This is a genomic window from Variovorax soli (genome assembly GCF_031454625.1).
Taxonomy (GTDB): Bacteria; Pseudomonadota; Gammaproteobacteria; order Burkholderiales; family Burkholderiaceae_C; genus Variovorax; species Variovorax soli_A.
Genome location: NZ_JAVDRF010000001.1, coordinates 151,139 through 177,554, shown reverse-complemented (window position 1 = coordinate 177,554; position 26,416 = coordinate 151,139). Strand labels below are relative to the sequence as shown.

Below are 26,416 nucleotides of genomic sequence, written 5' to 3'. Positions count from 1 at the left end.
ATTCCTCGAACCCGAAACACATGACCCCAGCAGCACTCGACGGCATCAAGGTTCTCGATCTTTCGCGCGTTCTGGCGGGCCCGTGGTGCACGCAGATCCTCGCGGACCTGGGCGCCGACGTGGTCAAGATCGAGCGGCCCGGCGTCGGCGACGACACGCGCACCTGGGGCCCGCCCTTCCTGAAGGACGCTCAGGGCCGCGACACCGACCAGGCCAGCTACTTCACCGCCTGCAACCGCAACAAGCGATCGGTCACCATCGACATGGCCACGGCCGAAGGCCAGGCCCTCCTGAAGAAGATGGCGGCGCAAGCCGACATCGTGGTCGAGAACTTCAAGACCGGCGGCCTCAAGCAGTACGGCCTGGATTACGACAGCCTCCGCGCCCTCAACCCGCGCCTGGTCTATTGCAGCGTGACCGGCTTCGGCCATGACGGCCCGCATGCCTCGCGCGCCGGCTACGACCTGATGATCCAGGCCACCACCGGCATGATGAGCATCACCGGCCGCCCCGACGGCGAGCCCGGCGGCGGCCCGCTGCGCGTGGGCGTGGCGCTCACCGACCTCTTCACCGGCGTCTACGCGGCGACCGCCATCCTGGCGGCGATCGAGGTGCGGCATCGCACCGGAGAAGGCCAGCACATCGACATGGCGCTGCTCGACGTCGGCATGGCCATCCTGGCCAACCAGGCCAGCGCCTTCCTCAACACCGGCGTCGCGCCCCAGCGCCAGGGCAACAGCCACCCGAGCCTCGCGCCCTACCAGGACTTCCACACCAAGGACGGGGCGATGCTGCTGGCCATCGGCAACAACGGCCAGTTCATGCGCTTCTGCGAGGCGGCCGGCCAGGCCGAGTGGGCGAGCGACCCGCGCTTCGCCACCAACACCCTGCGCGTGCGCCACCGCGAGGTGCTGATCCCGATGATGGAAGCCGTCACCCGCACCCGCACCACCGCCGAATGGATTGCGCTGCTGGAAGACAAGGCCGTGCCCTGCGGCCCGATCAACAACATCGCCCAGGCCTTCGAGGACGAGCAGGTGAAGGCGCGCGGCTTGGCCGTATCGCTGCCGCGTGACGCCGGCGATGGCATCGAGCGGATCGTCGGCGTTGCGAGCCCGCTGCGCCTGCAGGGCACGCCGCCCGTGCTGCGGTACGCGCCGCCGGCGCTCGGGCAGCACACGGACGAGGTGCTGGCCGAGATGGGGCTCGACGAGCAGCAACGCGCGGCGCTGCGCGATGCGGGCGTGATCTGAAACCTCTGCCGAGGGCTTGCGGCGAATAGAGTCTTATTCGCCGCATGGTTTGCGGTGAATAGCGGGCGCCCTGCGGGGAATAGCGGCACAATCTCCGCATGGATAGCGGAGAAAACGACGAGGGCCTCTATATCTGGGAGAACGCCGGCTGGCCGCGCCTGCGCTACGACCTCACCCTTCTCGCCGCGCCGCTCGCTGCTGTCCATGCCGCGCAAGGGCATCTTCTGGGCCGCATGGCCGACGTGGGGCTGTCGCAGCGTGATGCGACCACCTTGCGGGTGCTGACCGACGACGTCGTCAAGACCAGCGAGATCGAGGGCGAGCGGCTGAACACCGAAACGGTCCGCTCGTCCATCGCCCGCCGCCTGGGCCTGGACATCGGCGCGCTGGCGCCGGCGGATCGGCATGTCGACGGCGTCGTCGACATGGTGCTCGACGCCACCGGCGCGCATGCGCAGCCGCTGACGCGCGAGCGCCTTTTCGGCTGGCATGCGGCCCTTTTCCCCACGGGCTACAGCGGTCTGGCGCCAATTCGCACCGGGGCCTGGCGCGACGATGCGAGCGGACCGATGCAGGTGGTCTCCGGACCCATCGGCCGGCGCAAGGTGCATTTCGAGGCGCCGCCAGCAGTTCGGCTCGAAGCCGAGATGGCGCGCTTTGTCGAATGGTTCGAGCTGTCCAAAGACGGTGACCGGCTCGTGCATGCCGGTCTCGCGCACCTCTGGTTCGTCACCTTGCATCCTTTCGACGACGGCAACGGTCGCATCGCACGCGCGGTCGGCGACATGGCCCTCGCTCGGGCAGACCGTTCGGCGCAGCGCTTCTATAGCCTCTCGGCCCAGATCCAGCGCGAACGCAAGGACTACTACGAGATGCTGGAGCGCACGCAGAAGGGCCCGATGGACGTCACGCCCTGGCTCACCTGGTTCCTGGGCTGCCTTCTGCGCGCGGTCGAGGGCGCGGAAGCCTCGCTGTCCAGCGTGTTGGGCAGGTCCCGCGCTTGGCAGCGCTGGGCGGATCTGCCTCTCAACGAGCGCCAGATCAAGCTCGTCAACCGGCTGCTCGACGGTCTCGAAGGCAAGCTCACCAGCAGCAAATGGGCGGCCATCGCCAAGTGCTCCGCCGACACGGCCTTGCGCGACATCAGCGAGCTCGTGGCGCGCGGGGTGCTGAAAAAGTCAGAGTCCGGCGGACGCAGCACGAGTTACGAACTCATCACGCCACCTTGAGGCGCCGCCTCACAGCGCCCGCCCGACGATCGCCAGCGCAAACACCACCACGCCCAGCGCGAGGTTCACTTCGACCAGCCGGCGGATCTGCCCGAGCTGCGCCGCGGCTGCCGGCCATTCGCGGGCCGCGACCGCGCGCAGCAGGCGCGGGTAGGGCGCGAAGCGGATGTGCAGGAACAATGCCATCATGAGGAGCCCGGTGCCGAGCATGGCATGCACGCTCCAGTGGACGCGAGCGAAGCCGCCGGCCAGCCAGACCATGCCGAGGCCGCTGGCCAACAGCAGCACGATGGCCATGGCCACGCCGGCGAAGAAGCGCGACAGCGCCTGTGCCATCAGCGGCAGCCGCAGCGGCGGCTCCAGCACCGCAGCGGCTGAGGGGCGGACGGCGAAGTGCATGACGGCCATGCCGCCCACCCAGAAGGCGGCGGTGAGCAGATGCAGCAGGAGCAGGAGAGCTTGGGTCATGGCCCGCGCAGCTTAGCCCACGATCAGCGCTGCATGCAGCCGGGCGACGAGCCGGCGGGTTTCGGCCGCCGAGGCCAGGTTGGTGAATCCCATCAGCAAGCCCTCGGTGCGGGCCTTGCCGGCGTAGCGCTCCGACAGCGCCTGGCAATTGAGGCCGGCCGCCTGCGCGCGCCGGGCCAGTGTCCGGTCATCGACCAGGCCCGTGAAGCGCGCGAGCAGGTGCATGCCGCCGCCACGGAGCTCGATGCGTACCGCATCGCCGAACGCGCGTTGCAGTTCGGCGGCCAGCGTCGCCCGGCGCCGGCCATAGAGCAGCCGCATCTTCTTGACGTGCCGTGCGAGGTGGCCTTCCCGCATGAAGTCGCAGACGATCGCCTGCGTGAGTTGCGCAGGGCCGTTGGACACCGTGCGCGCGGCCCGCGCGAAGCGCTCCACCAGCGGCTCCGGCACCACCAGGTAGGCCAGCGCAAGGCCGGGATGGAGCACTTTCGAGAAGGTGCCTGCATAGAGAACCCGGTCCTCCCGATCCAGGCTCTTGAGTGCCGGCAGCGGATGCCCCGCATAGCGGAACTCGCCGTCGTAGTCGTCCTCCACGATCCAGGCGCGGGCAGCCTGCGCCCATGCCAGCAGTTCGAGGCGACGGGCCATGCTCATCGAGCAGCCCAGCGGTGCCTGATGCGAGGGCGTGACGATCGCCAGCCTGGCGTCCGGCGCGCGGCGGCGACCATGCGCGACGCGCAGGCCTTGCTCGTCCACCGGCACCGCGACCACGCGGTGCCCCTCGGCCTGCAGCACGTCGCGCGTCGGCGCAAAACCGGGCTCTTCCACCCATGCGCGATTGCCCCTGGCGAGCAAGGCGCGCGAGACCAGGGCCAGGCTCGCGCGATGGCCTGCGGTGACGAACACCTGCGCCGGGCGGCAGGCCACGCCACGTGCCACCAGCAGGTAAGCGGCAATGGCTTCGCGCAATGGGGCATGGCCGCAGGGTTCGCCGTAGTTCATGTCGGCGATGGTGGTGGCACGCACGCGGCGCGCGGCAAGGCGCGCCCACAGTTTGCGCGGAAATGCGTCGAGGGCCGGGATGCCGAGCTGGAAAGGCGGAGGCGCAACGGCGCGGGCGAGCGGCAGCTCGCCCGCTACCCTGCCGGCGGTGCTGCCGCCGCGCACCGGCACGCGGCGCGGCAGCGCTGGCGACACCACCGTGCCCGCCTGTCCGCGCGCGAGCAGGTAGCCCTCGCCCGCGAGCTGGCCATAGGCCAGCTCGACCGTGCCGCGCGCCACCCCCAGCTCGCTGGCCAGGCTGCGCGCCGAGGCAAGACGTTCGCCCGGCTGCAGCAGGCCCTGCTCGATGGCCCTGCGCAAGCGCTGGCAGATCTGCTGGTAGAGCGGTGCCGACTGACGCCGGTCGAGCCGGAGCAGCTCGGCACGGAGGGAATGCGCGTCCATCATGGCCCAGCCGTTTCTGCAATTCTTGGATCTTTATTCTGGGGCATCGCAGACCTAAGCTGAAGCCTCCGAAGATCGACGAAGAGAGGCTGAGCAAGATGAAGATATTCCTGGCCGGCGCCACGGGCGCCATCGGGTCGGTACTGGCCCCTTTGCTGGTGGATGCCGGCTACACGGTTTATGGCAGCACCCGCCGCCCCGAACGGACTCAGGCCCTGGAGGCGCAGGCGGTGACGCCGGTGGTGGTCGACGTCTTCGACCAGGTCGCCCTGACGTCGGCCTTGAAGCGCATTGCCCCGGGCATCGTGATCCACCAGCTCACCGACCTGCCACGCGACCTGGACCCGGCGCGCATGGCCGAGGCGGTGGTGCGCAACGCGCGGGTGCGCAGCGAAGGCACGCGCAACCTGGTCGCCGCGGCGCTGGCGGCGGGATGCGGCCGCATGATCGCGCAGAGCATCGCCTGGGCGTATGTGCCCGGCTCGAGGCCGTGGCGCGAGGAGCAGCCGCTGGACCTCAAGGCCGCGGACCCGCGCGGCATCACCGTGCGTGGGGTCGCGGCACTGGAAGAGGTCGTGCTTGGGACGCGCGGCATCGCCGGGACCGTGCTGCGCTACGGCCAGATCTACGGCCCGGGCACCTCCACGCCGGTGCCCAGGGGCGCCACCCCGGTCCATGTCGAAGCGGCGGCATGGGCCGCCCTGCTGGCCGTTCAACGCGACGCCCGCGGCATCTACAACATCGCCGAGGACGGCCCCGAGGTCAGCAGCGACAAGGCGCAGCGCGAGCTCGGCTGGCATGCGGCGTTGCGCTGGCCGGCGGAGGTCCTGCGATGAGCGCGCTGTTCGTGGCGCCCCGGCGCGCCGCGGCGCTTGCTGCGTTCGGCGTGGCCGCCGGGTGGCTGCTGCTCACGCCTGCCGCACCGCGCTCGGCCGTGCAGTGGTTCGACGATCTCTGCAGCAGCCTGGGACGGCCGATGTTCGCCTCCGCGCCGGCACCGGCAGGCGCCGCGGCACGGCCATCGACCGTGCTGAAACGGCTGTCCTGCGAGCCCTTGCCCAACGCGCCGGGCAAGTCGCAGACCACGGTGCTGGTGGAGTTCCCGCCGCTGGCCTACTCGCCGGCGCATCGGCATCCGGGCTCGGTCACTGCCGTCGTGACCGAGGGCACCATTCGCTCGCAGCTGCAGGGCACGCCGCCGGCCGACTACCAGGCCGGCCAGAGCTTCTTCGAGCCGCCCGGAACGCTGCACGTGTTCGCCGAAAACCCGGACCCGTCGCGCACTTCGAAGCTGATCGCCTTCTTCGTCACCGACGAGAACTGCGGGCCGCTGGTGGTCTATGAGTGAAGTGACCGTCGCGCAAGGCCGCCCTCTCTTTCCTTGCTGAAGCCAGGTAGCAAACAAGGAGTACTTCGTCAATACACCCGATCGGGTGTATTGAGAGTGAGCAGGCTGCACCACTAGACTCTCAGCGCCATGGCGATCTTCTTGGGAAGCAGAGGCAATGCTCCACTGTTCTCATGGTGGTCTTTTTCATTGGATGTCTGGGGAGTCCTGATGACAAAGAAATTCAAACCATTCGCAGCGCTCTCGCCAAACTTTCGCGAGCTGAATGCGTGGGAGGTCAAGTTCGTCAGCGGAGGAGACGGAGATGGCAGCTGCGGCGATGGCGCCTGAACTACTGGCGGCCATCGCCTTGTACGGCGCAGTGTCCGGCGTTCTCGCCTTGAGCGCAGCAGTCGTCGGATCCACCGGGAACTAGCGCGTGAGAAAGTTCTTCCTGATCAGGACGCTGTTCGGCACCTGTTGTTTCGCGGCAGATGAAAAGTGGAGGCGCGCCCTTCTGCGCGGCCCATGGGTGATCCTGCTCGCGCTGCTCAGCGCGTCGATGGCGTTCACGGCCGCATCGGGTGTTGCAGCACGCATGGGCTTTGCAGCGTTCTTCATGGCGGTGGAGTTTGGGATCGTCGGCGCCTTTGTGGCCCACGCTGCCTTTGTCTCCTGGTGCAGCATGACCAACAAGGTCTCCAGAAGGTTGGCACGGGCGGCGAATGATGCGTCCGTCGAGTCCATCAGTTGGAGGGTCTTCGGCATCTTTCTGATTGCCGCGGCATCGGGCGTCCATCTTCTTCTGATTGCCGCCCGAAGCTGAGGTCGAGGGCGGTCAATCCACCTTGATGCCGGCCGCCTTCACCACCTGCTGCGCCTTGGCCGTTTCGTCGACGATGAATTTGTCGAACTGCGCAGAGGGCATCGTGAAGGGCTCGGCGCCGAGCTTGTCGAGCCGCTCCTTGAGATCGGGGGCCGTCATGATCTTCGCGACCTCCGCCTGCAGCCGCTCGATCACCGGCTTCGGCGTTTTCGCCGGGGCGAACAGGCCGACCCAGAACAGGTATTCCGAACCGGGCACGCCGGCCTCGACGGTGGTGGGCAGCTGCGGCATCACGGCCGACCGCTTGCCCGTGCCCACTGCGAGGGCCTTGAGCTTGCCATCCTTCACCAGCGGCAGGGCCGACACCATGGGCGCGAAGAACCAGTCGATGCGACCGCCCATCACCTCCGTCATCGCCTCGGGCGTGCCGCGGAAGGGCACATGCTGCGCCTGCAGGCCCGCGGCCAGGCGAAACACCTCGGCATTCATGTGCGTGGCCGAGCCGTTGCCGGCCGAGCCGTAGTTGAAGCCGCCGGGCTTGGCCTTGGCCTGCGCGACCAGGTCCTTCACGTCGGCGAAGCGGTTCGGCGCCACCACCAGCATGTTGGGCAGGCTGGCCATGGGCGTGATGCCTGCGAAGTCCTTGAGCGTGTCGTAGCTGAGGTTGGGATAGATCGAAGGGTTGACCAGGTGCCCCGCGGAGTGGACCAGCAGCGTGTAGCCGTCGGCCGGCGCCTTCGCCACCTGCGCCGCGCCCAGCGTGCCGCCCGCGCCGGGCTTGTTGTCGATGATCACGCTGGTGCCCAGCGCCGGCCCGAGGCGCTCCGCCACCAGGCGCGCGACGATGTCGGTGCCGCTGCCGGCGGTGAAGGGCACGATCAGCCTGACCGTCTGGCCCTTGGGCCAGTCGCCCTGGGCCTGGACGCCGGTGAAGGCGCAGGCGGCCAGCGCCGCGGCGATCAGCTGGCGGCGTCCGGGAAGCATTGTCGTCATGGTCTTGTCTCCGTTGCAGGTGTTCGTGGCTTCAGGGGCGCAGCACCACGCGGTCGGTGCTGCCGGAAAGCACCAGGCGGTAGGCGTCCGCAGCCTCGTCGAGGGTGAAGGCGCGTGCCACCGGAAAGGGCTTCAAAGTGCCGCGCTCGAAGCCCTCGCGCATCGCGTCGAGCTGCGCGGTGGCGGCCTCGCAGTCCAGCGCGAGCGAGTCGATGCCCACATAGGTGTGCATGCCGCGATAGAACGCAAAGATGTCGAAGGGCACCGCGCGGTCGTGCGTGGCGATGAAGATCTGCGTGGCGCCCTTGGCCATCGCCTTGTTGCCCGCCTCGAAGTAGGCGCTGCCCACCGTGTTGTAGACGATGTCTGCGCCACGGCCGCCGGTGAGCTCGCGCACCTGTGCGGCGACATCGCCCGCGCCGGCATCGATCCCCTCGACCGGGCCGCAGGCGAAGCCCTCGAAAGGCCCGGCGCGCCGCTGCACCGCGATCACGCGCGCGCCGCCTTGCGCGGCGAGCTGCACCGCGGCCTGGCCCACCTTGCCGTTGGCGCCCAGCACCAGGACCGTCTGCCCGGCCCCCGGCATGCCGCTGCGGCGGAAGCCTTCGTAGGCGGTGACGAAGGGCACGCCCACGGCGCCGGCCTCGTCCATCGAGATGCTGCGCGGACGATCGCGCAAGGCGGCCACCGGCAGCAAGAGAAAGCGCGCATGGGAGCCGTCGCGCGTGATGCCGATGTCGCCGCCCGAGCCGTAGACCTCGCGGCCCACCCATGAGGTCGGGCCTGCCACCACCACGCCGGCGAAGTCGCGGCCCGGGGTGCGCGGCCACACGGCCTGGGGCATCAGGCCCAGGCTGGCCTTGACGTCGCTGGGGTTCACCGCCGCGGCGCCGACGCGCACCACGGCGAAGCCGGGCCTGGCGGCAGGCTCGGGTTGCGCCGCGATGTCGAGCTTCAAGGCATCGAGCTGCGCGACTTTTTCATGCAGGCGCACGGCGCGGGCGGCCGTCGCCGTGTTCAGGACTGCATTCATCGCGCGGCCGCTCCCGCCAAGCCGAGCATGGTGCGGGCCTCGCGTGGATTCGCGATCTCGCCGCCCAGGCTTTCGATGATGTCGCGCGCCTTGGCCACCAGCTGCGCATTGCTCTCGGCCAGCACGCCCTTCGCGAGGTAGATGTTGTCCTCCATCCCCACCCGCACATGGCCGCCCAGCAGCCAGGCCTGGGCGACGATCGGGAACTCCATGCGGCCGATGCCGAAGGCGCTCCAGAAGGCGCCGCGCGGCAGCATGTCCCGCGCGTACATCACCGTCTGCGGCGTGGGCATGAAGCCGTACTTCACGCCCAGCACGAGGGTCCACATGGCAGGCCCCTCGAGCGTGCCGTCGGCGATCAGGTCGAGCGCCATATGGATGTCGCCGGAGTCGAAAATCTCGAGCTCGGGCTTCACGCCCGCCTCGCGGATCACCCGGGCCATGCGGCGCACGTTCTTCGGCGTGTTGATCACCACGTCCGGGCCGGAATTCATGGTGTTGAGGTCGAGCGAGCAGACGTCGGGCTTGATCAGCGCGATGTGCTCCACGCGCTTCTCGGGCGGCAGCAGGCTGGTGCCGGGCGCGTAGACCTTGGGATCGTCCTCGCTCGGGATGAAGCGGCCGCCGGGGCCGGTGGTGAGGTTGATGATCAGCGCGCGGTCCTGCTTGCGGATGCGGTCGACAACGTCGCGGTAGAGCTCGACCTGCATCGAAGGCCTCCCGCTCTCGGGGTCGCGCACATGGATGTGCACCTGGCCCGCGCCGGCCTCGGCCGCGGCCAGGCATTCGTCGGCGATCTGCGCGGGCGTGACGGGCAGGTGCGGCGTCTGCTCGGGCTTCACAAGATTGCCCGTCACTGCGCAGGTGATGAGGGTCCTGGCGGTGTTCACAGGTGCCTCCCGCCATCGACCACGATGCGCGTGCCCGTCACGAAGCGCAGCGTGGTCGCCAGTGCCTCGACCGTGGCCGCCACGTCCTCGGGCTTGCCGATGCGGCCCAGCGGCGTGGTCGTGGCCATCCTGGCCTTGAAGTCCTCACCGCGGCCGGGCACGAAGCCGGATTCGACCGCCCCCGGCGAGACCGAGACCACGCGCACCGCCGGCGCCAGCGCCTTGGCCAGCGCGTCGCCCACCACGTCCAGCCCGGCCTTGGCGGCCACATAGGCCAGGTTGCTGCCGACGCCCGTGAAGCCGGCGATCGAGGAGATGTTGACCACCAGCCCGTCGCCGCTGGCCTTGAGCAGCGGCGCGAAGGCGCGGATGGTGGCGAACACGCCGCGGAAGTTGGCGCGCATCAGTTCGTCGATGAGCTCGTCGGTCAGGCCGTCGAGGTCGGCGGCGGCCACCGGCCGGGTATGGCCCGCGCTGTTGACGAGGATGTCGCAGCGGCCGTGAAGCGCCGCGACCTCGACCGCGGCCTTCTGCAGGCTGGGCGTGTCCACGATGTCGGCGCGCAGCGCGGCATGGTGCTGGCCCTCTGCGACGGGCAGTGCGGCCGCGCGTTTCGCCGCGTCGTCCGTGCCGCGATGCAGCAGCACGCAGCTGGCGCCGAGCGCGGCGAGGCGCTGCGCCGTGGCATAGCCGATGGCGCCGAGGCCGCCGGTGATGACGGCCACCTTGCCGTCGAGTCGGGGTGTGGGATCGAAGCTCATGCGATGGGAACGCGGTGCAAGTGCGATGAAGGGAATTCAGGGAATGGGCGGACGCGGGAACTTCATCTCCCCCGGCTCGAGCACGAAGTCGTGCTGCAGCGTCGCCGCGAGGCCGTCGCGCTGCGCCTCGAAGCGGCCGATCAGCCGGCGCGTGACGCCGAACACCGGGTCGCTCTCCAGGTTCTCGTCGTCGTCGGCGAAGACCTGCGTGATCAGCACTTTGTGGCCCGGCTTGCTCACCATGAAGTGCAGGTGCGCCGGCCGGTTGGGATGGCGCTGCTGTGCGCTCAGCAGCACGCCGCAGGGCCCGTCGGTCGGTACCGGGTAGCCGGCCGGGCGGACGGTACGGAAGTGGAAGCGGCCTTCGGCATCGGTCTCGAAGCGGCCACGCAGATTCATGTCGGCCTGCTGCGGGTCCTGGTTCTCGTACAGGCCGGCGGGCGAGGCTTGCCAGGCATCGACGATGGCGCCTGCGACCGGCCGCCCCTGCGTGTCGCGGACCACGCCGGTCACTTCGAGCGGCACGCCCGGCGTGTCGTCGCGCGCGATCGATTCGCCGGCCCGGCACAGCGGCGCGTTGGCCCGCCAGAAGGGCCCGAGCAGCGCGGCCGCGGATTCGCCCTGAGGGTCCTGGTTGTTGAGCAGCGCGACCAGGGTGGAGACCCCCAGCAGGTCGGCGGCAAGCACCACCTCGTTCTTCTTTTCGCCGGTGGCCTGGCCGATGCGGACGATGAAGTCGAGCGCCTGCTCGAACTCCTCTTCGCTCAGGTGCACTTCCTGGACGAAGGCATGCAGGTGGCGGGTGAGCGACGCCATCACGGTGCGCAGGCGCTCATCGGGCGTGCGGGACATGGCGGCCGTCGCCATGTGGAGCACGGAATCGGGGGTGGTCACGATGTTCATGGGGGATCTTGGTGGTCTGCAAACGTTTGCAAATTATGCGGTTCAGGAAAGATTCCGCAAAATCGGGGTTTACGAGAAGCCGCAGAGAAGGCGGGGCGATACTCTCGGGGATGGATCAATTAATCGTTTGCATGGCATGAGCGCACCCACGCCGTCCCCCGTCACCATTCGCGATGTCGCGCAGGCCGCCGGCGTGCATGTGTCGACCGTCTCGCGCGCCCTCAGCCCGGACAAGCGCAGCCTCATCAGCGAGGAGGTGCTGCACGTGGTCGAGGAGGCGGCGCGGCGCCTGGGCTATCGGCCCAACCGCGCCGCCTCGGCCTTGCGTACCGGCCGCACCCACACCATCGGCGTGCTGGTGCCGGACATCACCAACCCGGTGTTCCCGCCCATCCTTCAGGGCATCGAGGCCAGCGCCGCGGCGCGCGGCTACTTCGTGTTCGTGACCAACGTGATGGACCCCACGCTGGCCCGCCCCGTGGTAGAGCGCATGCTGGCGCAGCAGGTCGACGGCCTGGTGATGGCGATCGCCATGCGCGACGACCCGCTCATCGGCTACTTGCAGAAGGCCGGCATGCACACGGTGCTGGTGAACCGCGCCGACGAGAGCGGGCGCCTACCCGCAGTGGTGAGCGACGACCGGCTGGCGATGAAGCTGGCGGTGGACCATCTGGTCGCGGCCGGCCATCGGCGCATCGCGCACCTGGCCGGGCCGCAGAACGTGCCCACCGGCGTGGCACGGCGTCAAGGCGTGGAGCAGGCGCTGCGCGACCGCGGGCTGGAGCTGGCCTGCGTGGCCGAATGCGAGAGCTACAGCCGCGAGGCCGGCCGCCTGGCGATGGCGCAGCTGCTGGCGCAGAACGAGCGGCCCGAGGCCGTGGTGTGCTGCAACGACCTCGTCGCCCTGGGCGCCTACGACCTCCTGCGCGCGCAGGGTCTGCGCGTGCCGCAGGACATCTCGATCACCGGCCACAACGACATGCCGCTGGTGGACATGGTCGATCCGCCCCTGACCACCATCCGTCTGCCGCATCGCGAGCTGGGCTGGCGCGCGGCCGAGATGCTGTTCGACGAGATCGAGGGCAAGTCGCTGTCGGCTTCCACCGTGGTGCTGCGGCCCGAGCTGGTGGTGCGCGAGTCGACGCGAAGAATCTCCTGATCGGGGCCCAGCTACGAACCGGTTCCGCCGGCATGGCCCTGCCGGCGGTCTGCCGTGCCGCGCATCAGGGCCGGCACCTCGCTGCGGCCGATGCCGAGGTCCCGCAGCTCGTACTCGCTCATGGTCTTCAGCGCCCCGGCCCGATGTCTCGCGCGGCGGCTGGCCGTCGCGCGGGCCAGCCAGTCGCCCATCGTCCGCAGAGGCCCGAAGGTGGGCAAGTGCATCTTCAGTGCCATCGCTTTCTCCTGTATGGAGAGCGATGGTGCGTCGCCGCATGCTATTGTGGAAGTTGAGATTTCTGAGGCCTTCAATCAGGATTTCTGATGCGCCAGCTGAACCTCGACCAACTCCGCACCCTGGTCGCCATCGCCGATCTCGGCACCTTCTCCGCCGCCGCGCAGGCCTTGCACCTGGCGCAGCCCACCGTGAGCCTGCATGTCAGCGAGCTCGAGTCGCGCCTGGGCGCACCGCTGGTCGTGCGCGGCGCGCGGCGCGTCACGCCCACGGCGGCCGGCGCCGTGCTGGTGGAACGCGGCCGGCGCCTGTTGCGCGACGCGGACGACGCCATCGACGCCGTACGGCGCCAGCACCAGGGGCTGGCCGGCCGGGTGCGCATCGGCTGCAGCACCACCAGCGTGGTGGTCGACCTGCTGCCGCCGGTGTTCCATGCGCTGCTCGAGCGCTACCCCGACATCGTGCTCACGCCCAGCTTCCTGGGCTCGGACTATTCGGTCTCCGGCGTGTTGGCCGGCACGCTGGACCTTGGCATCATCGCGCTGCCGCAGCCGGCGGTGCCGGGCCTGGGGCTGACCCCCTGGCGCAAGCATTCGATGATGGCTTTCCTGCCGGCCCGCTGGCAGGTGCCGCGCCGCGCGACGCCGGCCTGGCTGGCGCAGCATCCGCTGATCATGAACGAGCCGGGCTCGCGCATGTATGCGCTGACCATGGAGTGGTTCGCCCGCGCCGGCTTCGCGCCGCGCGCGCGCATCGAGCATGACTACGACGTCGCAATGCGAGGGTTGGTGGCCGCGGGCTACGGCGTCGCGCTGCTGCCCGCGCCCGACAAGGGGGCGGTCGCCGGCGCCGGCGAGCATGTGCAGACGCGGCCGCTGAGCCCGCCGCTCACGCGCCACCTGGCCATTGCGTACCGCGCGCACGGCACGCTCGACGGCGCCACGCAGCGGGTGATCGAGACGCTGCTGGAGTTCGCCTGAGCGACGAGGGACGGTCAGGTGATCGGCCTGCTCAATTTGCGCGGCTGACGGATTCGGCTTGCACCTTCGGGCCGGCCCTCCGGTTCACCAGCACGATCCCCAACGCCACGCCCGCCAGCGCCGACACCAGTTGCAGCGTGAGCGGTTCGTCGAGCAGCACCACGCCGAAGACCAGAGCGAACAGCGGCGTGAGAAAGGTGAAGGAAGAAATGCGCGTGGCCGGGTAGTGCCTGAGCATCCACATCCAGGCCAGGTAGCTCGCGAAGGCGCCGATCGCGGTCTGCAGCGAGATCGAGAACCAGGCATAGCCGGAGTACGAAAAACTCCAGCGCTCGCCCAGCGCGAGCGACAGCAGCGGCGACACCGCCGCCGTGACGCCGATCTGATAGAAGAGCGTCTTCTCGGCGCTGGCCGTGGCGAGCCGCGTGGTGCGGATCGCCAGCGTCGTGAGTCCCCATGCGACGCCGGCGAGCAGCGCCAGCGCATCGCCGAACAGCTGGCGCGAGCTGCTGTGCCCGAAGCTCTCGCCGAAAGCCAGCACCACGCCGCCGAAGGCCAGCGCGAGGCCCAGCCATTGCACCCCGCGCAAGCGCTCCGCGGGCACGAAGCGCGGGAGCAGCAGCGCGACGACGAAGGGCGAGGTATAGAGGAACACCGTGAGCCGCGAGGCGCTGGTGTGCTGCAGCCCGATGTAGATGCACGCGAACTCCGCCGCGAACAGCAGGCCCGCGAGGAGGCCGCCGCCGAGGGTGCCGTCGCGATCGAACAGCGGCACGCCGCGCCAGCGGCACCACAGCCACAGCAGCAGCACCGCGCCGCTCATGCGGATCGACGCCTGCCACAGCGGCGGCACCTCACCGACGGTGGTCTTGATCAGGATCTGCTGCAGGCCCCAGAAGGCGCAGCAAGCGAGCAGCAGTGTGGTGGCTCGGGTGTCGAGGTGGTTCTTGCGTTCGATCATTCGTCCTTCTCGTTTCGGTGATTGCGCTTCAGCGCACGGCAACCGGATAAGGCGGCTTGCCCCGCGTGCCCACCATGAGGTCATCGACCACCAGCTCCACATCGGGCACCGCGCGTGCCGCGCCTTGCAGGCGCCGGGCCAGCGCGCGCGAAGGCACGCAGCCTTGCAGGTAGACCCAGCGCCGCTGGACCACGGCCCAGACGCTGGCGCGTTGCACGCCCGGCACGGCCGCGAGGGCAGCCTGCACCTGGGGTGCGATGCGCTTGTCGTAGCCGTAGGCATTGCTGTCCTTGCAGCGGCCTTCGAGCCAGCAGCTGGTGCCGCGCTCCAGCCGCGCATGCATCTGCTGTCGCCGCTCCTCGGCGGTGTAGAGCGGACCTTCGGGTATCGGGCAAGCGCGCAGGCCGGAGGAGACCTGGAAAAAGGGATCGTCGAACCAGTTCCTCTTGTCGAGCCTGGCCGAGGGCTGCGCGGCCGCCGCACCCGTGATGGCGAGCAGCACCATCGCCGCAGCATGGCGCAGCAGTGTTGCGCGCGGCGGCGGGCTGGGGGGACGCAAGGGCATGCGTCGATCGTAGCCCGCCTGGGCGGATTACAGCGGGTGCTCGGTGTAGAAGTGCCCGCCATGGAACAGCAGCGGCGAGGCTCCCGCCCTGTGCCCGCAGCGCTCGACCTCGCCGACGAAGATCACATGGTCGCCCTCGTCGTAGCGGCTGCGGTTGAAGCACTCGAAGCTCGCCGCAGCGCCCGCCAGCACCGGCGCCCCGCCCACGCCTTCGGTGAATGCGACATCGGCCCAGCGGTCCACGTCCTTGGTGGCGAAGCGCTCGGCCAGGTCTTTCTGGTCCGCCGCCAGGATGTTCACCGCGTAGTGCGAACCGGTGCTGAGCGCGGCCATCGAGGCCGCGCTGCGCGCCAGGCTCCACAGCACCAGGGGCGGATCGAGCGACACCGAGTTGAAGGAGTTGGCGGTGAGCCCGACCAGCCTGCCATTGGCCGCGCGCGCGGTGACGATGGTCACCCCCGTCGCGAACATGCCCAGGGCCTCGCGAAATTCATCGGTCGTGAAGGAGGGCGGTTTCGCCTGGGCAGGAGCGGTCACTGGGAAGCCGTGAAGTGAGGGGCTATTCTGGCCGATCACCTCGCGCGCCGCTGTCGCCACGAATTTTGAACATGACGACGGCCGCTAGCCGAAGAACCAGTAGCCCACGCCGATCGCACCCAGCACCCCGGCCAGCTCGGCCAGCAGCGCGCAGCCGACCGCATGTCGGGCGCGCTGGATGCCGACCGCGCCGAAGTAGACGGCCAGGACATAGAAGGTGGTCTCGGTGCTGCCCTGGATGGTGGCCGCAAGGCGCGCCGCGAAGCTGTCGACGCCATGGCTCTGCATGGTTTCGATCAGCATCGCGCGTGCCGCGCTGCCGGAGAAGGGCTTGACCAGCGCCGTGGGCAGGGCGTCCACGAAACGCGCGTCCCAGCCCGTCAGGCCGACGGCCCAGCGGATGCCGGCCAGCACCATGTCCAGCGCGCCCGAAGCGCGCAGCACGCCGACCGCGCACAGCATCGCCACCAAATAGGGCAGCAGGTTCTTCGCCACGTCGAAGCCCTCCTTGGCCCCCTCGACGAAGCATTCGTAGACCTTCACGCGCCGCAGCGCCCCGGCCAGAAGGAAGACGAGCACGATGCCGAAGAGCGTGAGGTTGCCCAGCAGCGAAGACAGCGAGGCCAGCGCGGCGGCCGAGAGCGTGGCCAGCAGCGCGATGAAGCCGGCCAGCAGCAGCGCGCCCGGCAGCAGGTAGGCGAGCACCACCGGATCCCACAACCTGAGCCGCTGCACGAAGGCCACCGAGAGCAGCCCCACCAGCGTGGAGCAACTGGTCGCCAGCAGGATGGGCAGGAACACCAGGGTCGGGTCGGCCGCGCCCTGCTGCGCCCGGTACATGAAGATGGTGACCGGCAGCAGCGTGAGGGAAGAGGCATTGAGCACCAGGAACAGGATCTGCGCGTTGCTGGCCGTGGTCGCGCTGGGATTGAGCCGCTGCAGCTCGCGCATCGCCTTCAGGCCGATGGGCGTGGCCGCGTTGTCCAGCCCCAGTGCGTTGGCGGCAAAGTTCATGGTGATGAGGCCGAGCGCCGGATGGCCGGCGGGCACTTCGGGCATGAGCCGACGGAATAACGGGCCTAGCAGCCGCGCGAGCCCGGCCACCAGCCCGGCCGCTTCGGCGACGCGCAGGAAACCCAGCCACAACGTGAGCGTGCCGAACAGCAGCACCATCACCTCGACCGAAAGCCTGGCCATGGCGAACAGGCTTTCGACCAGGGCGGCGAACACCGCGGCATCGCCGCCGATCAGCCAGCGCGAAAACGCAGCCAGCGCTGCCGCGAGAAAAAAACCGAGCCACAAGCCGTTGAGCACGCGTATCCCTTGCTGCCGCCGTCCTTCGAAGATGCGCGCGATCATAGGCGGCGCCGCCGAACGTGCCGCGGCGTGGCGTTACATTGCGGCGCATGCCGAAGCTCTCCGGATCGCGCATCGCCCTCTCGTGCCTGGCCGCCGTCTGGCTCGGCGGCTGCGCCACGTTGCCTGCAATGGTGCCGGCCGCAGCCAGCCACGCATTGACCGATGTGTCGGGCACGCGTCTGGCGCGGGTCAGCGCCGCCGGGGAGGCGGCCGGACAGCCGGACATGTCCGGTTTCAGGCTGCTGCCGGAAGCCGAGTTCGCCTTCGATGCGCGCATCGCCTTGATCCGGCAGGCGCAGGCGTCGCTGGACGTGCAGTACTACCAGATCCACAGCGACGAGCTCGGGCTGCTCTTCCTGCGCGAGCTGCGCGATGCGGCCGCGCGCGGCGTGCGCGTGCGGCTGCTGATCGACGATCTCTACACCGGCGGCCAGGACGATCTGCTGCTGGGCCTGGCCGCTCATCCCGGTGTCGAAGTGCGCCTGTTCAATCCGCTGCCCTCGCGCGCCGCATCGCTCTCGGCGCGCTTCCTGTTCTCGCTGCACGAGTTCGGGCGCATCAATCACCGCATGCACAACAAGCTGCTGGTGGCCGACAACAGCTGTGCCGTCACGGGCGGACGCAACATCGCCGGCGAATACTTCATGCGCAGCAGCGCCGCGAATTTCATCGACATGGATGTGCTGTCCTGCGGCCCGGTCGTGCGCGAGATGTCGAAGGGCTTCGACCGCTACTGGAACAGCGAGCAGGTGCGCCCGGTCGGCAACGTGGTGGCGCGCGCGCCGGCGCCGGACGCTGCGCGCCGGCATTTCGACGAGGCGGCGCGCGCCGGCCTGACCGGGCTGCCGCTGCGCCCGCGCGACGTGATGGAGCGCAGTTCCGTCAGCCAGCAGCTGGAGGCTGGCACGCTGGCGCTGCGGTGGGCGCCGGCGCAGTTCTATGTCGACGAGCCCGGCAAGATCGCGCGCGGGAACGACGCAGCGGCCTTCAGCGGCAGCGTGACCGAGGGCGCCCTGCGAGCCCTGGACTCGGCGCGCCGCGGCGTGACCATCGTCTCGCCCTACTTCGTCCCCGGAGAGCGCGGCATGGCGATGATGCGGCGGGCAACGGGCGGGCAGCCCGGCAGGATCTTTCTCGTCACGAATTCGCTGGGGGCGACCGACGAGCCGCTGGTCTATGGCGGCTACACGCGCTACCGCGCCGAGATGCTCCGGATCGGCGTGACCATCCGCGAGATCGCGCCCGGGATCACCGGGAAATCGGGCCAGTTCGGCAACTTCGGCAGCTCGATCAGCCGGCTGCATGCCAAGCTGGCGGTGATCGACGATCGCCGGCTCTTCATCGGCTCGATGAACATGGATCATCGTTCGGCAACCGTCAACACGGAGGCCGGCCTGCTGATCGACAGTCCGGAGCTGGTTGCCGACTACAACACGCTGATCGGCGGCACCAGCAGAGCCAATGTCGCCTACCGGCTGCGGCTCTCGCCCGATCGCGGCCATGTGCAATGGCTGGAACTCGACGCGGACGGCAACGACATCGTGCACGACGACGAGCCCGGCGGCTATTTCTGGCTGCGCTTCAAGAACTGGCTGATGTCGCCCTGGGTGGGCGAGGAACTGCTGTAGAAAGCGCCATGGACATTCGCCGTCGAGATCTGAACCGTGCCGCGCTGTGGCTCGCCCTTTGCGGGTGGTCCGCGGTCCGCCCGCTGCACGCGCAGCCGGCGCCGCGCTGGCGCTCGAATCCCTTCACCCTCGGTGTCGCCAGCGGCCAGCCGCGGCCGGACAGCGTCGTGCTCTGGACCCGGCTCGCGGCCGAGGACGAGCCCGGTTTCGAAGGCCTGGAGCGCTGCACCGTGCGCTACGAGATGTTCGGCGACGCCGAGCTCAGGCGCCCGGTGGCGCAAGGCGAAGTGCAGGCCGAGGCAGCGCGCGGCTTCAGCGTGCATGTCCATGCGCAGGGCCTCGTGCCGCAGCGTGAATATTGGTATCGCTTCCGATGCGGCGACGCGCAAAGTCCCGTGGGCCGCACGCGCACTGCGCCCGCCCCTGATGCGCCGGTGCAGCGCTTGCGCCTTGCGCTTGCGTCCTGCCAGAACTATGAGCACGGCTACTACGCCGCGCATCGCGAGATCGCGGCGCGCGAGATCGACTTCGTGCTCTTCGTCGGCGACTACATCTACGAAGGCAGCAGCCAGACGCCCGAGGCGCGCCGGCATGGGGCGCCCATCCCGGCAACGCTGGACGGGTACCGAGCGCGCCATGCGCTCTACAAGCGCGATGCCGACCTGCAGGCCGCGCATGCGGCGCATCCGTGGGTCATGACCTGGGACGATCACGAGGTGGTCAACGACTATGCGAACGACCGCGACCCGGCGTATACCGAGCCCGGGCTCTTCCTGGCCCGGCGCGCCGCGGCCTACCGCGCCTACTTCGAACACATGCCGCTGCTGGTGCCGCCGCAGGGCGCGGCCATGCGCATCCACGACCGCTTCGCCTGGGGCCGGCTGGCCGAACTCTGGACCTTGGACTGCCGGCAGTACCGCAGTCACCATGCCTGCGCCGATCCGGCACGTGACTGGGGCCGACTGGTGATCGGCTGCGAAGCGCTGGCGGATCCGTCGCGGACCATGCTCGGCGCCGAGCAGTCAAGGTGGCTGGCCCAGGGCCTGGCAAGCTCGGACCGCCAATGGAAGTTGCTGGGCCAATCCACGCAGATGAGCCCGACGAGCCTGGAGGCGCCGCGAGGCCGCCAGTTCTGGACCGACGGCTGGGACGGCTATCCCGAGGCGCGGCGCCAGCTGCTGCAGGGGATCTCCGACGCCGGTCTGCGCGACGTGGTGGTGCTGGGCGGCGACGTACACCGGTTCGTGGCGGCGGACCTGCGCGTGGTCCCCAACGACACGGCGTCGGCGGTGGTCGCGAGCGAGTTCGTCGGTGGCTCGATCAGCTCGCGCGGCGCCAGCCGGACCTCGATGGACTGGTTGCGACGCGACAACCCCGACGTGATCCATGCCCGCGGAGACGAGCGCGGTTACGCCTTCATCGAGGCGACGCCGACCGCCATGCATTGCGAATTCCGCGCGACCGCGCATCCCGTGGTCGCCGATGCGCGCTTCCACACGCAGGCGCGCTTTGCGATCGAGACCGGCCACGCGGGCGTGAAGCCGGCTTGAGCCCGGACCCTCAGGCCGCTCGATCCGGCCGCCTGGGCGGCACCTCGATGAGCAGGTCGGGCCTGAAGCCCTCCTGCTCGCCCTTGCCGATATAGCCCAGCGGATTCGCCACGACCCGGCACCCGTCCTTCACATAGTCGAAGGCGCAGTGCAGGTGTCCATGCAGCCAAAGCTCGGCGCGCGGCAGCAAGTCGTCGAGCGTATTGCAGAAACCTGCGGTCCCGGGGCTCAGCCCGTAACGCGGATCGGCGCTGGCGAGCGTCGGCGCGAAATGCGTGATGACCACGGTGGGGCCTTCGAAGTCCTCGGCCAATGCGTGGCGCAACCAGGCCTGACACGTCAGTGAGTGCTCTCTCAGGGGCTCTGCGAGGAAGATCTCGCCGTTCCGCTGCGTCAGCGCTTTTTCCAGATAGAAGTTGGCGGCGCGCATGGCCTTGCCGCGCTTTCGCAGGGCCTCCGTCATGCTGTCGCCGGGCTCCACCAGGGCATCGAAGTCGGCCCACAAGGTGGTGCCGACGAAGCGCACATTGCCGATGACGCGGCTCTCGCGCTCGAGCCATTGGATGTCGAGCGCGTCGCAAAGGGCGCGAAGGCGCGCGTGCGTCTCATCGAAGTCGGCGTTGTCGTACTCGTGGTTGCCCGGGACGTAGAGGACTGGCGTCGGCCAGCCGTGCCGGGGGGAAAAACGGGTGAGCCCGAAATCGGGTTCGACCAGCCGTGATCCAGCCTGGTACGAGCCGATATCGCCGGCAAGAATCAGCAGATCGGCGCCGGGCGTGGGCGAGATCTGGAACTGCGGATGCACTTCCAGGTGCAGATCCGAGAGCAGCTGCAGTTTCATCGTGGTCAGTCTAGGTGAATATCCTCATGCGCCAAGCGCATAACCTGGGGCTCTGGATACTGGGGAAAACCCTTATCTTCGAGATCAACTTCACTCCGGCGCGGGCTTTGGACCGCGCATGCATCATGTTCAGTCTTCTTGCACAGGTGGCGCGCCTGTTTCGTTTCGCATCGTCCGAGCTTCCCCCCAGCCCTGCTGCGGCGCTGATGGAGAGTGCGGATTCCCGCGCCGGCATGAACGCTCGCCAGGCCCGGGAACTTCGCGCGGCCGCCAGCGCCTGGCTCAGCGTCGTTCGCTAATCGGGTCCACCCGGCGCCCCGGCAAAAGCCGCCCGCGCGGAGCGCAACAGCGCCTGCCGCAACCAGCCATGGGCATGGCCATGCTGCGTCCGGCGATGCCAGATGGCATCCACGTGGACCCGTGGCTGCTGGAAAGGCAGTTCGCGCAGCACCAGTTGCTCGTCGATCCCCGTCACCTTGACGAAATGGCGGGGCAGAACGGTCAGCAAGTCGGAATTGGCCACCACCCGGCCGGCCGTGAAGAACTGGTTCACGGTGACCACGATGCGCCGCTCCCGTCGCAGCGCGCCCAGTGTCTGGTCGATGAAGCCATAGGGCCGGCCCGAGAAGCTCACCAGCAGGTGTCGCGCGCTGCAAAAGGCGTCGAGCGTCAGCGGCTCGTCCGCCAGCGGATGGCCTCGGCGCATCACGCAGACATAGTCGCCCACGTAGAGGCGCTGCGTTTCGAAGGGCAGCAAGGCGGCATCGGACTGGCCGCGCGCTGCCAGGTTGGCGATCACGGCCGGGAAGTAGCCGATGGCCATGTCGACCTCCTCGCTTTCGAGCAGCCGCCGGGGGTCCCGGGTGGTCAGCGGCAGCACGCGCAGCGAGATCGCACGGGCCTCTTCCTCGACGATCCTGACCAGGCCCGGGACCAGCTCGGCCGCCGTTGCATCGGCCATGGCAAGAACGAAGGTGTCGTCGGCGACCGCCGCGTCGAACTCGCCGGGTGCCAGCGAGTGCTGCAGTTGCCGCAGCGCGTCGCGAACGGTCGGCCACAGCGCCATTGCGCGCGGGGTGGGCTCGACCCCGGCACCAGAGCGGCGCACCAGCTCGTCGCCGAGCGTCTCGCGCAGCCGGCGCAGGGCATTGCTCACGGCTGGCTGGGTGATCGAGAGGTTTCGCGCGGCGCGCGTGAGGTTGCGCTCCGCCATCACCTCGTCGAAAACGCGGAGAAGGTTGAGATCCAGCGTGCGAAAGTTGACGTCCATCATGACGGTGAATGATAGACATCATGAAACTAAAGTAGAAACATACTAGGGAAATCACTAGTATCAATGCATCGGCTTCGGCCAATTGTCGTCCTAGGAGGGACTTTCACCATGACCAGCTTTGTCCACGTTGAACAACCGGCCACGCACCCGGGCGTTGCCCGCGCGGAAGCCGTCATCGACCATCTCCGCGCCACCGGGCGCAGCTTCGACGGCGCGCGCGGCCTCGCAGCCCTGCTGCTGGGCGCCATCGTCGCCTCGCTGCTCGTCGTCGCCGACAAGCTCATGTCGACCTGGAACGATGGCGGTCTGCTCGTCGCCTGGCTCGTGCTGTGGGGCGTGGCCTTCGCGGCGATCGCCTTCTTCGCCAGCACAGCCCGATCGATCGCGGTTCGCGGTCTGTCCGCGGCACGCGGCATCGCCCGACGCCGCGCTGCGGCCCGCGCGGATGCGGAATTCCTGGCCTACGCCCGGCTCGACCCGCGCATTCTTCGCGACTTGCAGGCGATCAGCACGCGCCAGGAAGAGGAAGCCGCCAAGCGCTCCGCTGACGCCAATGCGCCGATGCTGTACTCCGCGCTGCGCCGCGTGAACCTGGGCCAGCACTACTGATCGCGCCGCCCGCGAAAAAAAAGCCGCCCTCGGGCGGCTTTTTTCATGGGTGCCGGCTTCAGGCGGCGAGCCGCTGCTCGATCGCGGCCTTCGTCGCCGGCAGTTCCTCCGGCAGGTGATGCGCCAACTGCTGGAACAGCTCGGCGTGCAGCTTCAGCTCCGCCTGCCACGCTGCCTTGTCGATGTGGGTGACCGTGTCGAACTGCTCGGCGCTGAAGTCCAGGCCCGTCCAGTTGAGGTCTTCATAGCGCGGGCTGACGCCGAACACATGCTCGTTTCCTTCGCCCCTGCCTTCGATGCGATCGATCATCCACTTCAGCACCCGCATGTTCTCGCCGTAGCCGGGCCAGACGAACTTGCCGTCGGCGCCCTTGCGGAACCAGTTGGTGGTGTAGATCCGGGGCAGGCGCGCGCCGGCGGCCTCGAGCTTCCTGCCCAGGTCCAGCCAGTGCTGGAAGTAATCGCTCATGTTGTAGCCGGCGAAGGGCAGCATCGCGAAGGGATCGCGCCGCACCACGCCCTGCTGGCCACCGGCCGCGGCGGTGGTTTCGGACCCCATGGTCGCGGCCATGTAGACGCCTTCGACCCAATTGCGCGCCTCGGTCACCAGCGGCACCGTGGTCGAGCGGCGGCCGCCGAAGATGAAGGCGTCGATGGCCACACCCTTGGGATCGTCCCAGGCGTCGTCGAGCGCCGGGTTGTTGACCGCGGCGACCGTGAAGCGCGCGTTCGGGTGGGCGGCCTTGGCGCCGGTTTCCCTGGCGATGGCGGGCGTCCAGTCCTTGCCCTGCCAGTCGATCGCGTGGGCCGGGGCCTCGCCCATGCCTTCCCACCACACGTCGCCGTCGTCGGTCAGCGCGACGTTGGTGAAAATCACGTCGCGGTTGAGGCTGGCCATGCAGTTCGGGTTGGTCTGGACATTGGTGCCGGGCGCGACGCCGAAGTAGCCGGCCTCCGGATTGATCGCGTGCAGCTTGCCGTCGGCACCGGGCTTGATCCAGGCGATGTCGTCACCGATGGTCGTGACCTTCCAGCCCTCGAAACCGGCCGGTGGGATGAGCATGGCGAAGTTGGTCTTGCCGCACGCGCTGGGGAACGCCGCCGCGACGTGGTACTTCTTGCCCTGGGGATTGGTGACGCCGAGGATCAGCATGTGTTCGGCCAGCCAGCCTTCGTCGCGGCCCATGTTCGAGGCGATGCGCAGGGCGAAGCACTTCTTGCCCAGCAGCGCATTGCCTCCGTAGCCCGAGCCGTAGCTCCAGATCTCGCGGGTCTCGGGGTAGTGGACGATGTACTTGGTCTTGTTGCAGGGCCAGGCCGCGTCCTTCTCGCCCGGCTGCAGCGGCGCGCCGACGGTGTGCACGCAGGGCACGAACTCGCCTTCGGAACCCAGCACGTCGTACACGGCCTTGCCCATGCGCGTCATGATCTTCATGTTGACGACCACGTACGGGCTGTCGGAAAGCTCGATGCCGATGTGCGCGATCGGCGAACCCAGCGGGCCCATGCTGAAGGGCACGACATACATCGTGCGGCCCTTCATGCAGCCGTCGAACAGGGGCTGCAGCGTGGCGCGCATCTCGGCGGGCGCCATCCAGTTGTTGGTGGGGCCGGCGCCTTCCTTCTTCTCGGAGCAGATGAAGGTGCGGTCTTCGACGCGGGCGACGTCGCTCGGGTCCGAACACGCAAGGAAGGAATTGGGGCGTTTGGCGGGGTTCAGTTTCTTGAAGGTGCCGGAGTCGACCAGGAGCTGGCACATGCGTTCATATTCCTCCTGGCTGCCATCGCACCAATGGATGGCTTCGGGCTTGCACAGCGCGGCCATGTCCGCCACCCAGGCGATCAGACTTGCGTTCTTGACGTACGAGGGTGCCTGCACTGCAAGTCCCTTCAACGGTGCGTTCATACAAACTCCTAAGTTGAAAAATCGTCTTTCCGAACGGGGCTCTGGCGCCAGGGCCGCCGAGGTCCGTTGGAAAAAACGTTTCCCGTCTCGGGAGAGGGAGGATTTCGTGGGGCGGGGTTCGAAATCCTCGAACAGTGGCGGTCCGCTCGGTGTCCGCCGCTGCCGCAGCCGGATGTCAGGCCATGTAGACGGCGATGGAGGCCAGCAGGAGCATCAGCACCCCGCCGGCCAGGGGCAGCACCAGGGGCATGAGGGGAACGATCGACTCGACCGCATCGGCCTCGACGGCGGAGGCCTTGGCCGGATCGACAGGGGTGGGATTGGACATGGTTATTCCTCGGGTACGCAAAACTGAGGCCATTTTACCGACGGACCCGCGCCCCGCGGTCTAGGGGCTTGCCAGCCCCCTCAGCGCTGCTCGTCTGCTTCGAAGCCGGCCTTGCGCAGCGCCTCGAGCACCGCCGTCAGGTGCGTGCGTCCGCGGGTCTGCAGGACCAACTCGATGTCCACGTTCTGCGCCGCCAGCATGGTGAAGGCGCGCTGATGGTGCACCTCATCGACGTTGGCGCCCGCTTCCGCCACAGTGGCCGTGATCTGGGCCAATGAGCCGGGCACGTCCCGTGCGCTGACGCGCACGCGGGCGAGCCGGCCGGCGCGCACCATGCCGCGCTCGATGATCGCCGCCAGGAGCAACGGATCGATGTTGCCACCCGAGAGCACCAGCCCGACCCGCTTGCCCCTGAAGCGCTCGGGATGCCGGATCAGCGCCGCCAACCCGGCCGCGCCAGCGCCCTCGACCAGCGTCTTTTCGATCTCCAGCAGCATCAGCACCGCCTGTTCGATGTCGCCCTCGTCGACCAGCAGCAGATCGTTCACCTGGGCGCCAATGATGGCTTGCGTCAGCACCCCCGGCGTGCCGACGGCGATCCCTTCGGCGATGGTGCTCTGCCCCAGCGGAAGGTTCGTGCCCTGGATGGCGTTGACCATGGTCGGGAAGCGCCGCGTCTGCACCCCCACGATCTCGATGCCGGGCTGACGCGCCCGGGCCGCCAACGCCATGCCGGCGATCAGCCCGCCGCCGCCCACCGACACCACCAGGACATCGAGCTGCGGCACTGCCGCCAGCATTTCGAGCGCCACGGTGCCCTGGCCGGCGATGATGGCTTCGTCGTCGTACGGGTGGACGAAAGCCAGGCCTTCCTGCTCTGCCAGCGCCAGGGCGTGGGCGCGCGCGGCGTCCAACGTATCGCCGTGCAGCACCACCTCGGCGCCGAAGCCGCGGGTGCGCTCGATCTTCACGCCCGGCGTGAAGCGCGGCATCACGATCAGCGCCCGCAGGCCAAGGCGCTGGGCGTGGTAGGCCACGCCCTGGGCGTGGTTGCCCGCCGACATCGCGATCACACCCCGAACGCCCTTCTCCGACAGGTCGACCAATTTGTTGCAGGCTCCGCGCTCCTTGAAGGAGGACGTGAACTGCAGGTTCTCGAATTTGAGGAAGATCTGCGCGCCCACGATCTCGGACAGCGTGCGCGATTCCACACAGGGCGTATCGAGCACCTGCCCGCGCAGGCGCTCGGCGGCGCGTTCGATGTCGTCGATTCCAAGCATGGGCGGCATTGTGGACGGAATCGCAACATCCGGGTTTTTACCGTTCCCGAGTCTTCCCGAAGCCAAAAGTCTGCGCT

Annotated in this window: 29 protein-coding genes; 12 read left to right on the top strand and 17 right to left on the bottom strand. The window is 68.8% G+C overall.

The annotated features are described in order from the left end of the window. Positions 1-20: 20 nt before the first annotated feature. Positions 21-1,253 (top strand): CaiB/BaiF CoA transferase family protein, encoded by a 1,233-nt coding sequence (locus tag J2739_RS00845; RefSeq protein ID WP_309897805.1) that lies wholly within the window; start codon positions 21-23, stop codon positions 1,251-1,253. Between the two features lie 98 nt (positions 1,254-1,351). Beyond that, entirely contained in the window at positions 1,352-2,482 is a 1,131-nt protein-coding gene (locus J2739_RS00840; RefSeq protein ID WP_309897804.1) for a Fic family protein, read from the top strand. A gap of 9 nt (positions 2,483-2,491) precedes the next feature. Here the strand turns inward: J2739_RS00840 and J2739_RS00835 are convergent, their stop codons facing one another. Together J2739_RS00835 and pdxR are read right to left on the bottom strand one after the other, a co-directional pair. Next, positions 2,492-2,950 carry a CopD family protein gene (locus J2739_RS00835; protein WP_309897803.1) on the bottom strand — a complete coding sequence of 153 codons (459 nt, stop codon included), beginning with the start codon at positions 2,948-2,950 and terminating at the stop codon, positions 2,492-2,494. Positions 2,951-2,962: 12 nt separating this feature from the next. Continuing rightward, complete coding sequence (gene pdxR / locus J2739_RS00830; protein ID WP_405053798.1) at positions 2,963-4,399, bottom strand: MocR-like pyridoxine biosynthesis transcription factor PdxR; 1,437 nt, start codon at positions 4,397-4,399, stop codon at positions 2,963-2,965. A 95-nt stretch (positions 4,400-4,494) separates the two neighbouring features. Between pdxR and J2739_RS00825 the strand changes: the two genes are divergently transcribed. The 4 genes from J2739_RS00825 (at position 4,495) to J2739_RS00810 (ending at position 6,549) form a co-directional block, all read left to right on the top strand. Beyond that, positions 4,495-5,232, top strand: a complete 738-nt coding sequence (locus J2739_RS00825) for an NAD-dependent epimerase/dehydratase family protein (RefSeq protein ID WP_309897801.1) — start codon at positions 4,495-4,497, stop codon at positions 5,230-5,232. Further along, positions 5,229-5,744 carry a cupin domain-containing protein gene (locus tag J2739_RS00820; protein ID WP_309897800.1) on the top strand — a complete coding sequence of 172 codons (516 nt, stop codon included), beginning with the start codon at positions 5,229-5,231 and terminating at the stop codon, positions 5,742-5,744. Before J2739_RS00825 ends, J2739_RS00820 begins: the two co-directional genes overlap by 4 nt. Positions 5,745-5,873: 129 nt before the next feature. Further along, positions 5,874-6,074 (top strand): hypothetical protein, encoded by a 201-nt coding sequence (locus J2739_RS00815; protein ID WP_309897799.1) that lies wholly within the window; start codon positions 5,874-5,876, stop codon positions 6,072-6,074. 88 nt (positions 6,075-6,162) lie between these two features. Next, complete coding sequence (locus J2739_RS00810) at positions 6,163-6,549, top strand: hypothetical protein (RefSeq protein ID WP_309897798.1); 387 nt, start codon at positions 6,163-6,165, stop codon at positions 6,547-6,549. A gap of 12 nt (positions 6,550-6,561) precedes the next feature. Here J2739_RS00810 and J2739_RS00805 read toward each other — a convergent pair whose 3' ends face one another. Genes J2739_RS00805 through J2739_RS00785 form a run of 5 tightly spaced genes read right to left on the bottom strand, consistent with a single transcriptional unit; the run spans position 6,562 to position 11,129 of the window. Continuing rightward, positions 6,562-7,542: a tripartite tricarboxylate transporter substrate binding protein gene (locus J2739_RS00805; RefSeq protein WP_309897797.1), complete on the bottom strand. Its 981-nt coding sequence runs from the start codon at positions 7,540-7,542 to the stop codon at positions 6,562-6,564. 31 nt (positions 7,543-7,573) lie between these two features. After that, complete coding sequence (locus J2739_RS00800) at positions 7,574-8,575, bottom strand: quinone oxidoreductase family protein (protein WP_309897796.1); 1,002 nt, start codon at positions 8,573-8,575, stop codon at positions 7,574-7,576. Beyond that, positions 8,572-9,465 (bottom strand): beta-keto acid cleavage family enzyme, encoded by an 894-nt coding sequence (locus tag J2739_RS00795; protein WP_309897795.1) that lies wholly within the window; start codon positions 9,463-9,465, stop codon positions 8,572-8,574. The genes J2739_RS00800 and J2739_RS00795 overlap by 4 nt, the downstream gene beginning before the upstream one ends. Beyond that, positions 9,462-10,226, bottom strand: a complete 765-nt coding sequence (locus J2739_RS00790) for an SDR family NAD(P)-dependent oxidoreductase (protein WP_309897794.1) — start codon at positions 10,224-10,226, stop codon at positions 9,462-9,464. The genes J2739_RS00795 and J2739_RS00790 overlap by 4 nt, the downstream gene beginning before the upstream one ends. Positions 10,227-10,262: 36 nt before the next feature. Continuing rightward, positions 10,263-11,129, bottom strand: a complete 867-nt coding sequence (locus J2739_RS00785) for a dioxygenase family protein (protein ID WP_309897793.1) — start codon at positions 11,127-11,129, stop codon at positions 10,263-10,265. 136 nt (positions 11,130-11,265) lie between these two features. On the opposite strand from J2739_RS00785, the gene J2739_RS00780 reads away from it, so the two are divergent. After that, the gene (locus J2739_RS00780; RefSeq protein WP_309897792.1) at positions 11,266-12,288 is read left to right on the top strand and encodes a LacI family DNA-binding transcriptional regulator; all 1,023 of its coding nucleotides are present in this window, start codon (positions 11,266-11,268) and stop codon (positions 12,286-12,288) included. Between the two features lie 11 nt (positions 12,289-12,299). On the opposite strand, the gene J2739_RS00775 is transcribed toward J2739_RS00780, so the two are convergent. Further along, the gene (locus J2739_RS00775; protein ID WP_309897791.1) at positions 12,300-12,524 is read right to left on the bottom strand and encodes a hypothetical protein; all 225 of its coding nucleotides are present in this window, start codon (positions 12,522-12,524) and stop codon (positions 12,300-12,302) included. Positions 12,525-12,611: 87 nt separating this feature from the next. On the opposite strand from J2739_RS00775, the gene J2739_RS00770 reads away from it, so the two are divergent. After that, positions 12,612-13,502 carry a LysR family transcriptional regulator gene (locus tag J2739_RS00770; protein ID WP_309897790.1) on the top strand — a complete coding sequence of 297 codons (891 nt, stop codon included), beginning with the start codon at positions 12,612-12,614 and terminating at the stop codon, positions 13,500-13,502. Positions 13,503-13,533: 31 nt separating this feature from the next. On the opposite strand, the gene J2739_RS00765 is transcribed toward J2739_RS00770, so the two are convergent. The 4 genes from J2739_RS00765 to J2739_RS00750 all read right to left on the bottom strand — a co-directional run bounded on the left by J2739_RS00765 (position 13,534) and on the right by J2739_RS00750 (position 16,879). Beyond that, positions 13,534-14,463, bottom strand: coding sequence for a DMT family transporter (locus tag J2739_RS00765; protein ID WP_309897789.1), 930 nt, complete (start codon positions 14,461-14,463; stop codon positions 13,534-13,536). 28 nt (positions 14,464-14,491) lie between these two features. Next, positions 14,492-15,028 carry a BON domain-containing protein gene (locus J2739_RS00760; protein WP_309897788.1) on the bottom strand — a complete coding sequence of 179 codons (537 nt, stop codon included), beginning with the start codon at positions 15,026-15,028 and terminating at the stop codon, positions 14,492-14,494. Positions 15,029-15,055: 27 nt separating this feature from the next. Further along, positions 15,056-15,499: a flavin reductase family protein gene (locus J2739_RS00755; RefSeq protein ID WP_405053814.1), complete on the bottom strand. Its 444-nt coding sequence runs from the start codon at positions 15,497-15,499 to the stop codon at positions 15,056-15,058. Positions 15,500-15,649: 150 nt separating this feature from the next. Continuing rightward, positions 15,650-16,879: a nucleoside recognition domain-containing protein gene (locus tag J2739_RS00750; RefSeq protein WP_309898686.1), complete on the bottom strand. Its 1,230-nt coding sequence runs from the start codon at positions 16,877-16,879 to the stop codon at positions 15,650-15,652. Between the two features lie 92 nt (positions 16,880-16,971). On the opposite strand from J2739_RS00750, the gene J2739_RS00745 reads away from it, so the two are divergent. Next, on the top strand, positions 16,972-18,552 hold the full coding sequence (locus tag J2739_RS00745) for a phospholipase D family protein (RefSeq protein ID WP_309897786.1): 1,581 nt from the start codon (positions 16,972-16,974) through the stop codon (positions 18,550-18,552). 8 nt (positions 18,553-18,560) lie between these two features. Beyond that, positions 18,561-20,102 carry an alkaline phosphatase D family protein gene (locus tag J2739_RS00740; protein ID WP_309897785.1) on the top strand — a complete coding sequence of 514 codons (1,542 nt, stop codon included), beginning with the start codon at positions 18,561-18,563 and terminating at the stop codon, positions 20,100-20,102. A gap of 10 nt (positions 20,103-20,112) precedes the next feature. On the opposite strand, the gene J2739_RS00735 is transcribed toward J2739_RS00740, so the two are convergent. Beyond that, positions 20,113-20,943: a metallophosphoesterase gene (locus tag J2739_RS00735; protein ID WP_309897784.1), complete on the bottom strand. Its 831-nt coding sequence runs from the start codon at positions 20,941-20,943 to the stop codon at positions 20,113-20,115. Between the two features lie 14 nt (positions 20,944-20,957). Here J2739_RS00735 and J2739_RS00730 point away from each other — a divergent pair, with 14 nt between their 5' ends. Beyond that, entirely contained in the window at positions 20,958-21,242 is a 285-nt protein-coding gene (locus J2739_RS00730) for a hypothetical protein (RefSeq protein WP_309897783.1), read from the top strand. On the opposite strand, the gene J2739_RS00725 is transcribed toward J2739_RS00730, so the two are convergent. After that, positions 21,239-22,213, bottom strand: coding sequence for a LysR family transcriptional regulator (locus J2739_RS00725; protein ID WP_309898684.1), 975 nt, complete (start codon positions 22,211-22,213; stop codon positions 21,239-21,241). The genes J2739_RS00730 and J2739_RS00725 overlap by 4 nt on opposite strands. A gap of 111 nt (positions 22,214-22,324) precedes the next feature. Here J2739_RS00725 and J2739_RS00720 point away from each other — a divergent pair, with 111 nt between their 5' ends. Continuing rightward, complete coding sequence (locus tag J2739_RS00720; RefSeq protein ID WP_309897782.1) at positions 22,325-22,825, top strand: hypothetical protein; 501 nt, start codon at positions 22,325-22,327, stop codon at positions 22,823-22,825. A gap of 58 nt (positions 22,826-22,883) precedes the next feature. Here the strand turns inward: J2739_RS00720 and J2739_RS00715 are convergent, their stop codons facing one another. The 3 genes from J2739_RS00715 to J2739_RS00705 all read right to left on the bottom strand — a co-directional run bounded on the left by J2739_RS00715 (position 22,884) and on the right by J2739_RS00705 (position 26,339). Continuing rightward, positions 22,884-24,731 (bottom strand): phosphoenolpyruvate carboxykinase (GTP), encoded by a 1,848-nt coding sequence (locus tag J2739_RS00715; protein WP_309897781.1) that lies wholly within the window; start codon positions 24,729-24,731, stop codon positions 22,884-22,886. Positions 24,732-24,906: 175 nt separating this feature from the next. Further along, the gene (locus J2739_RS00710) at positions 24,907-25,059 is read right to left on the bottom strand and encodes a hypothetical protein (protein WP_309897780.1); all 153 of its coding nucleotides are present in this window, start codon (positions 25,057-25,059) and stop codon (positions 24,907-24,909) included. Positions 25,060-25,139: 80 nt separating this feature from the next. Next, positions 25,140-26,339, bottom strand: coding sequence for a threonine ammonia-lyase (locus J2739_RS00705; RefSeq protein ID WP_309897779.1), 1,200 nt, complete (start codon positions 26,337-26,339; stop codon positions 25,140-25,142). Between the last annotated feature and the right edge of the window lie 77 nt (positions 26,340-26,416).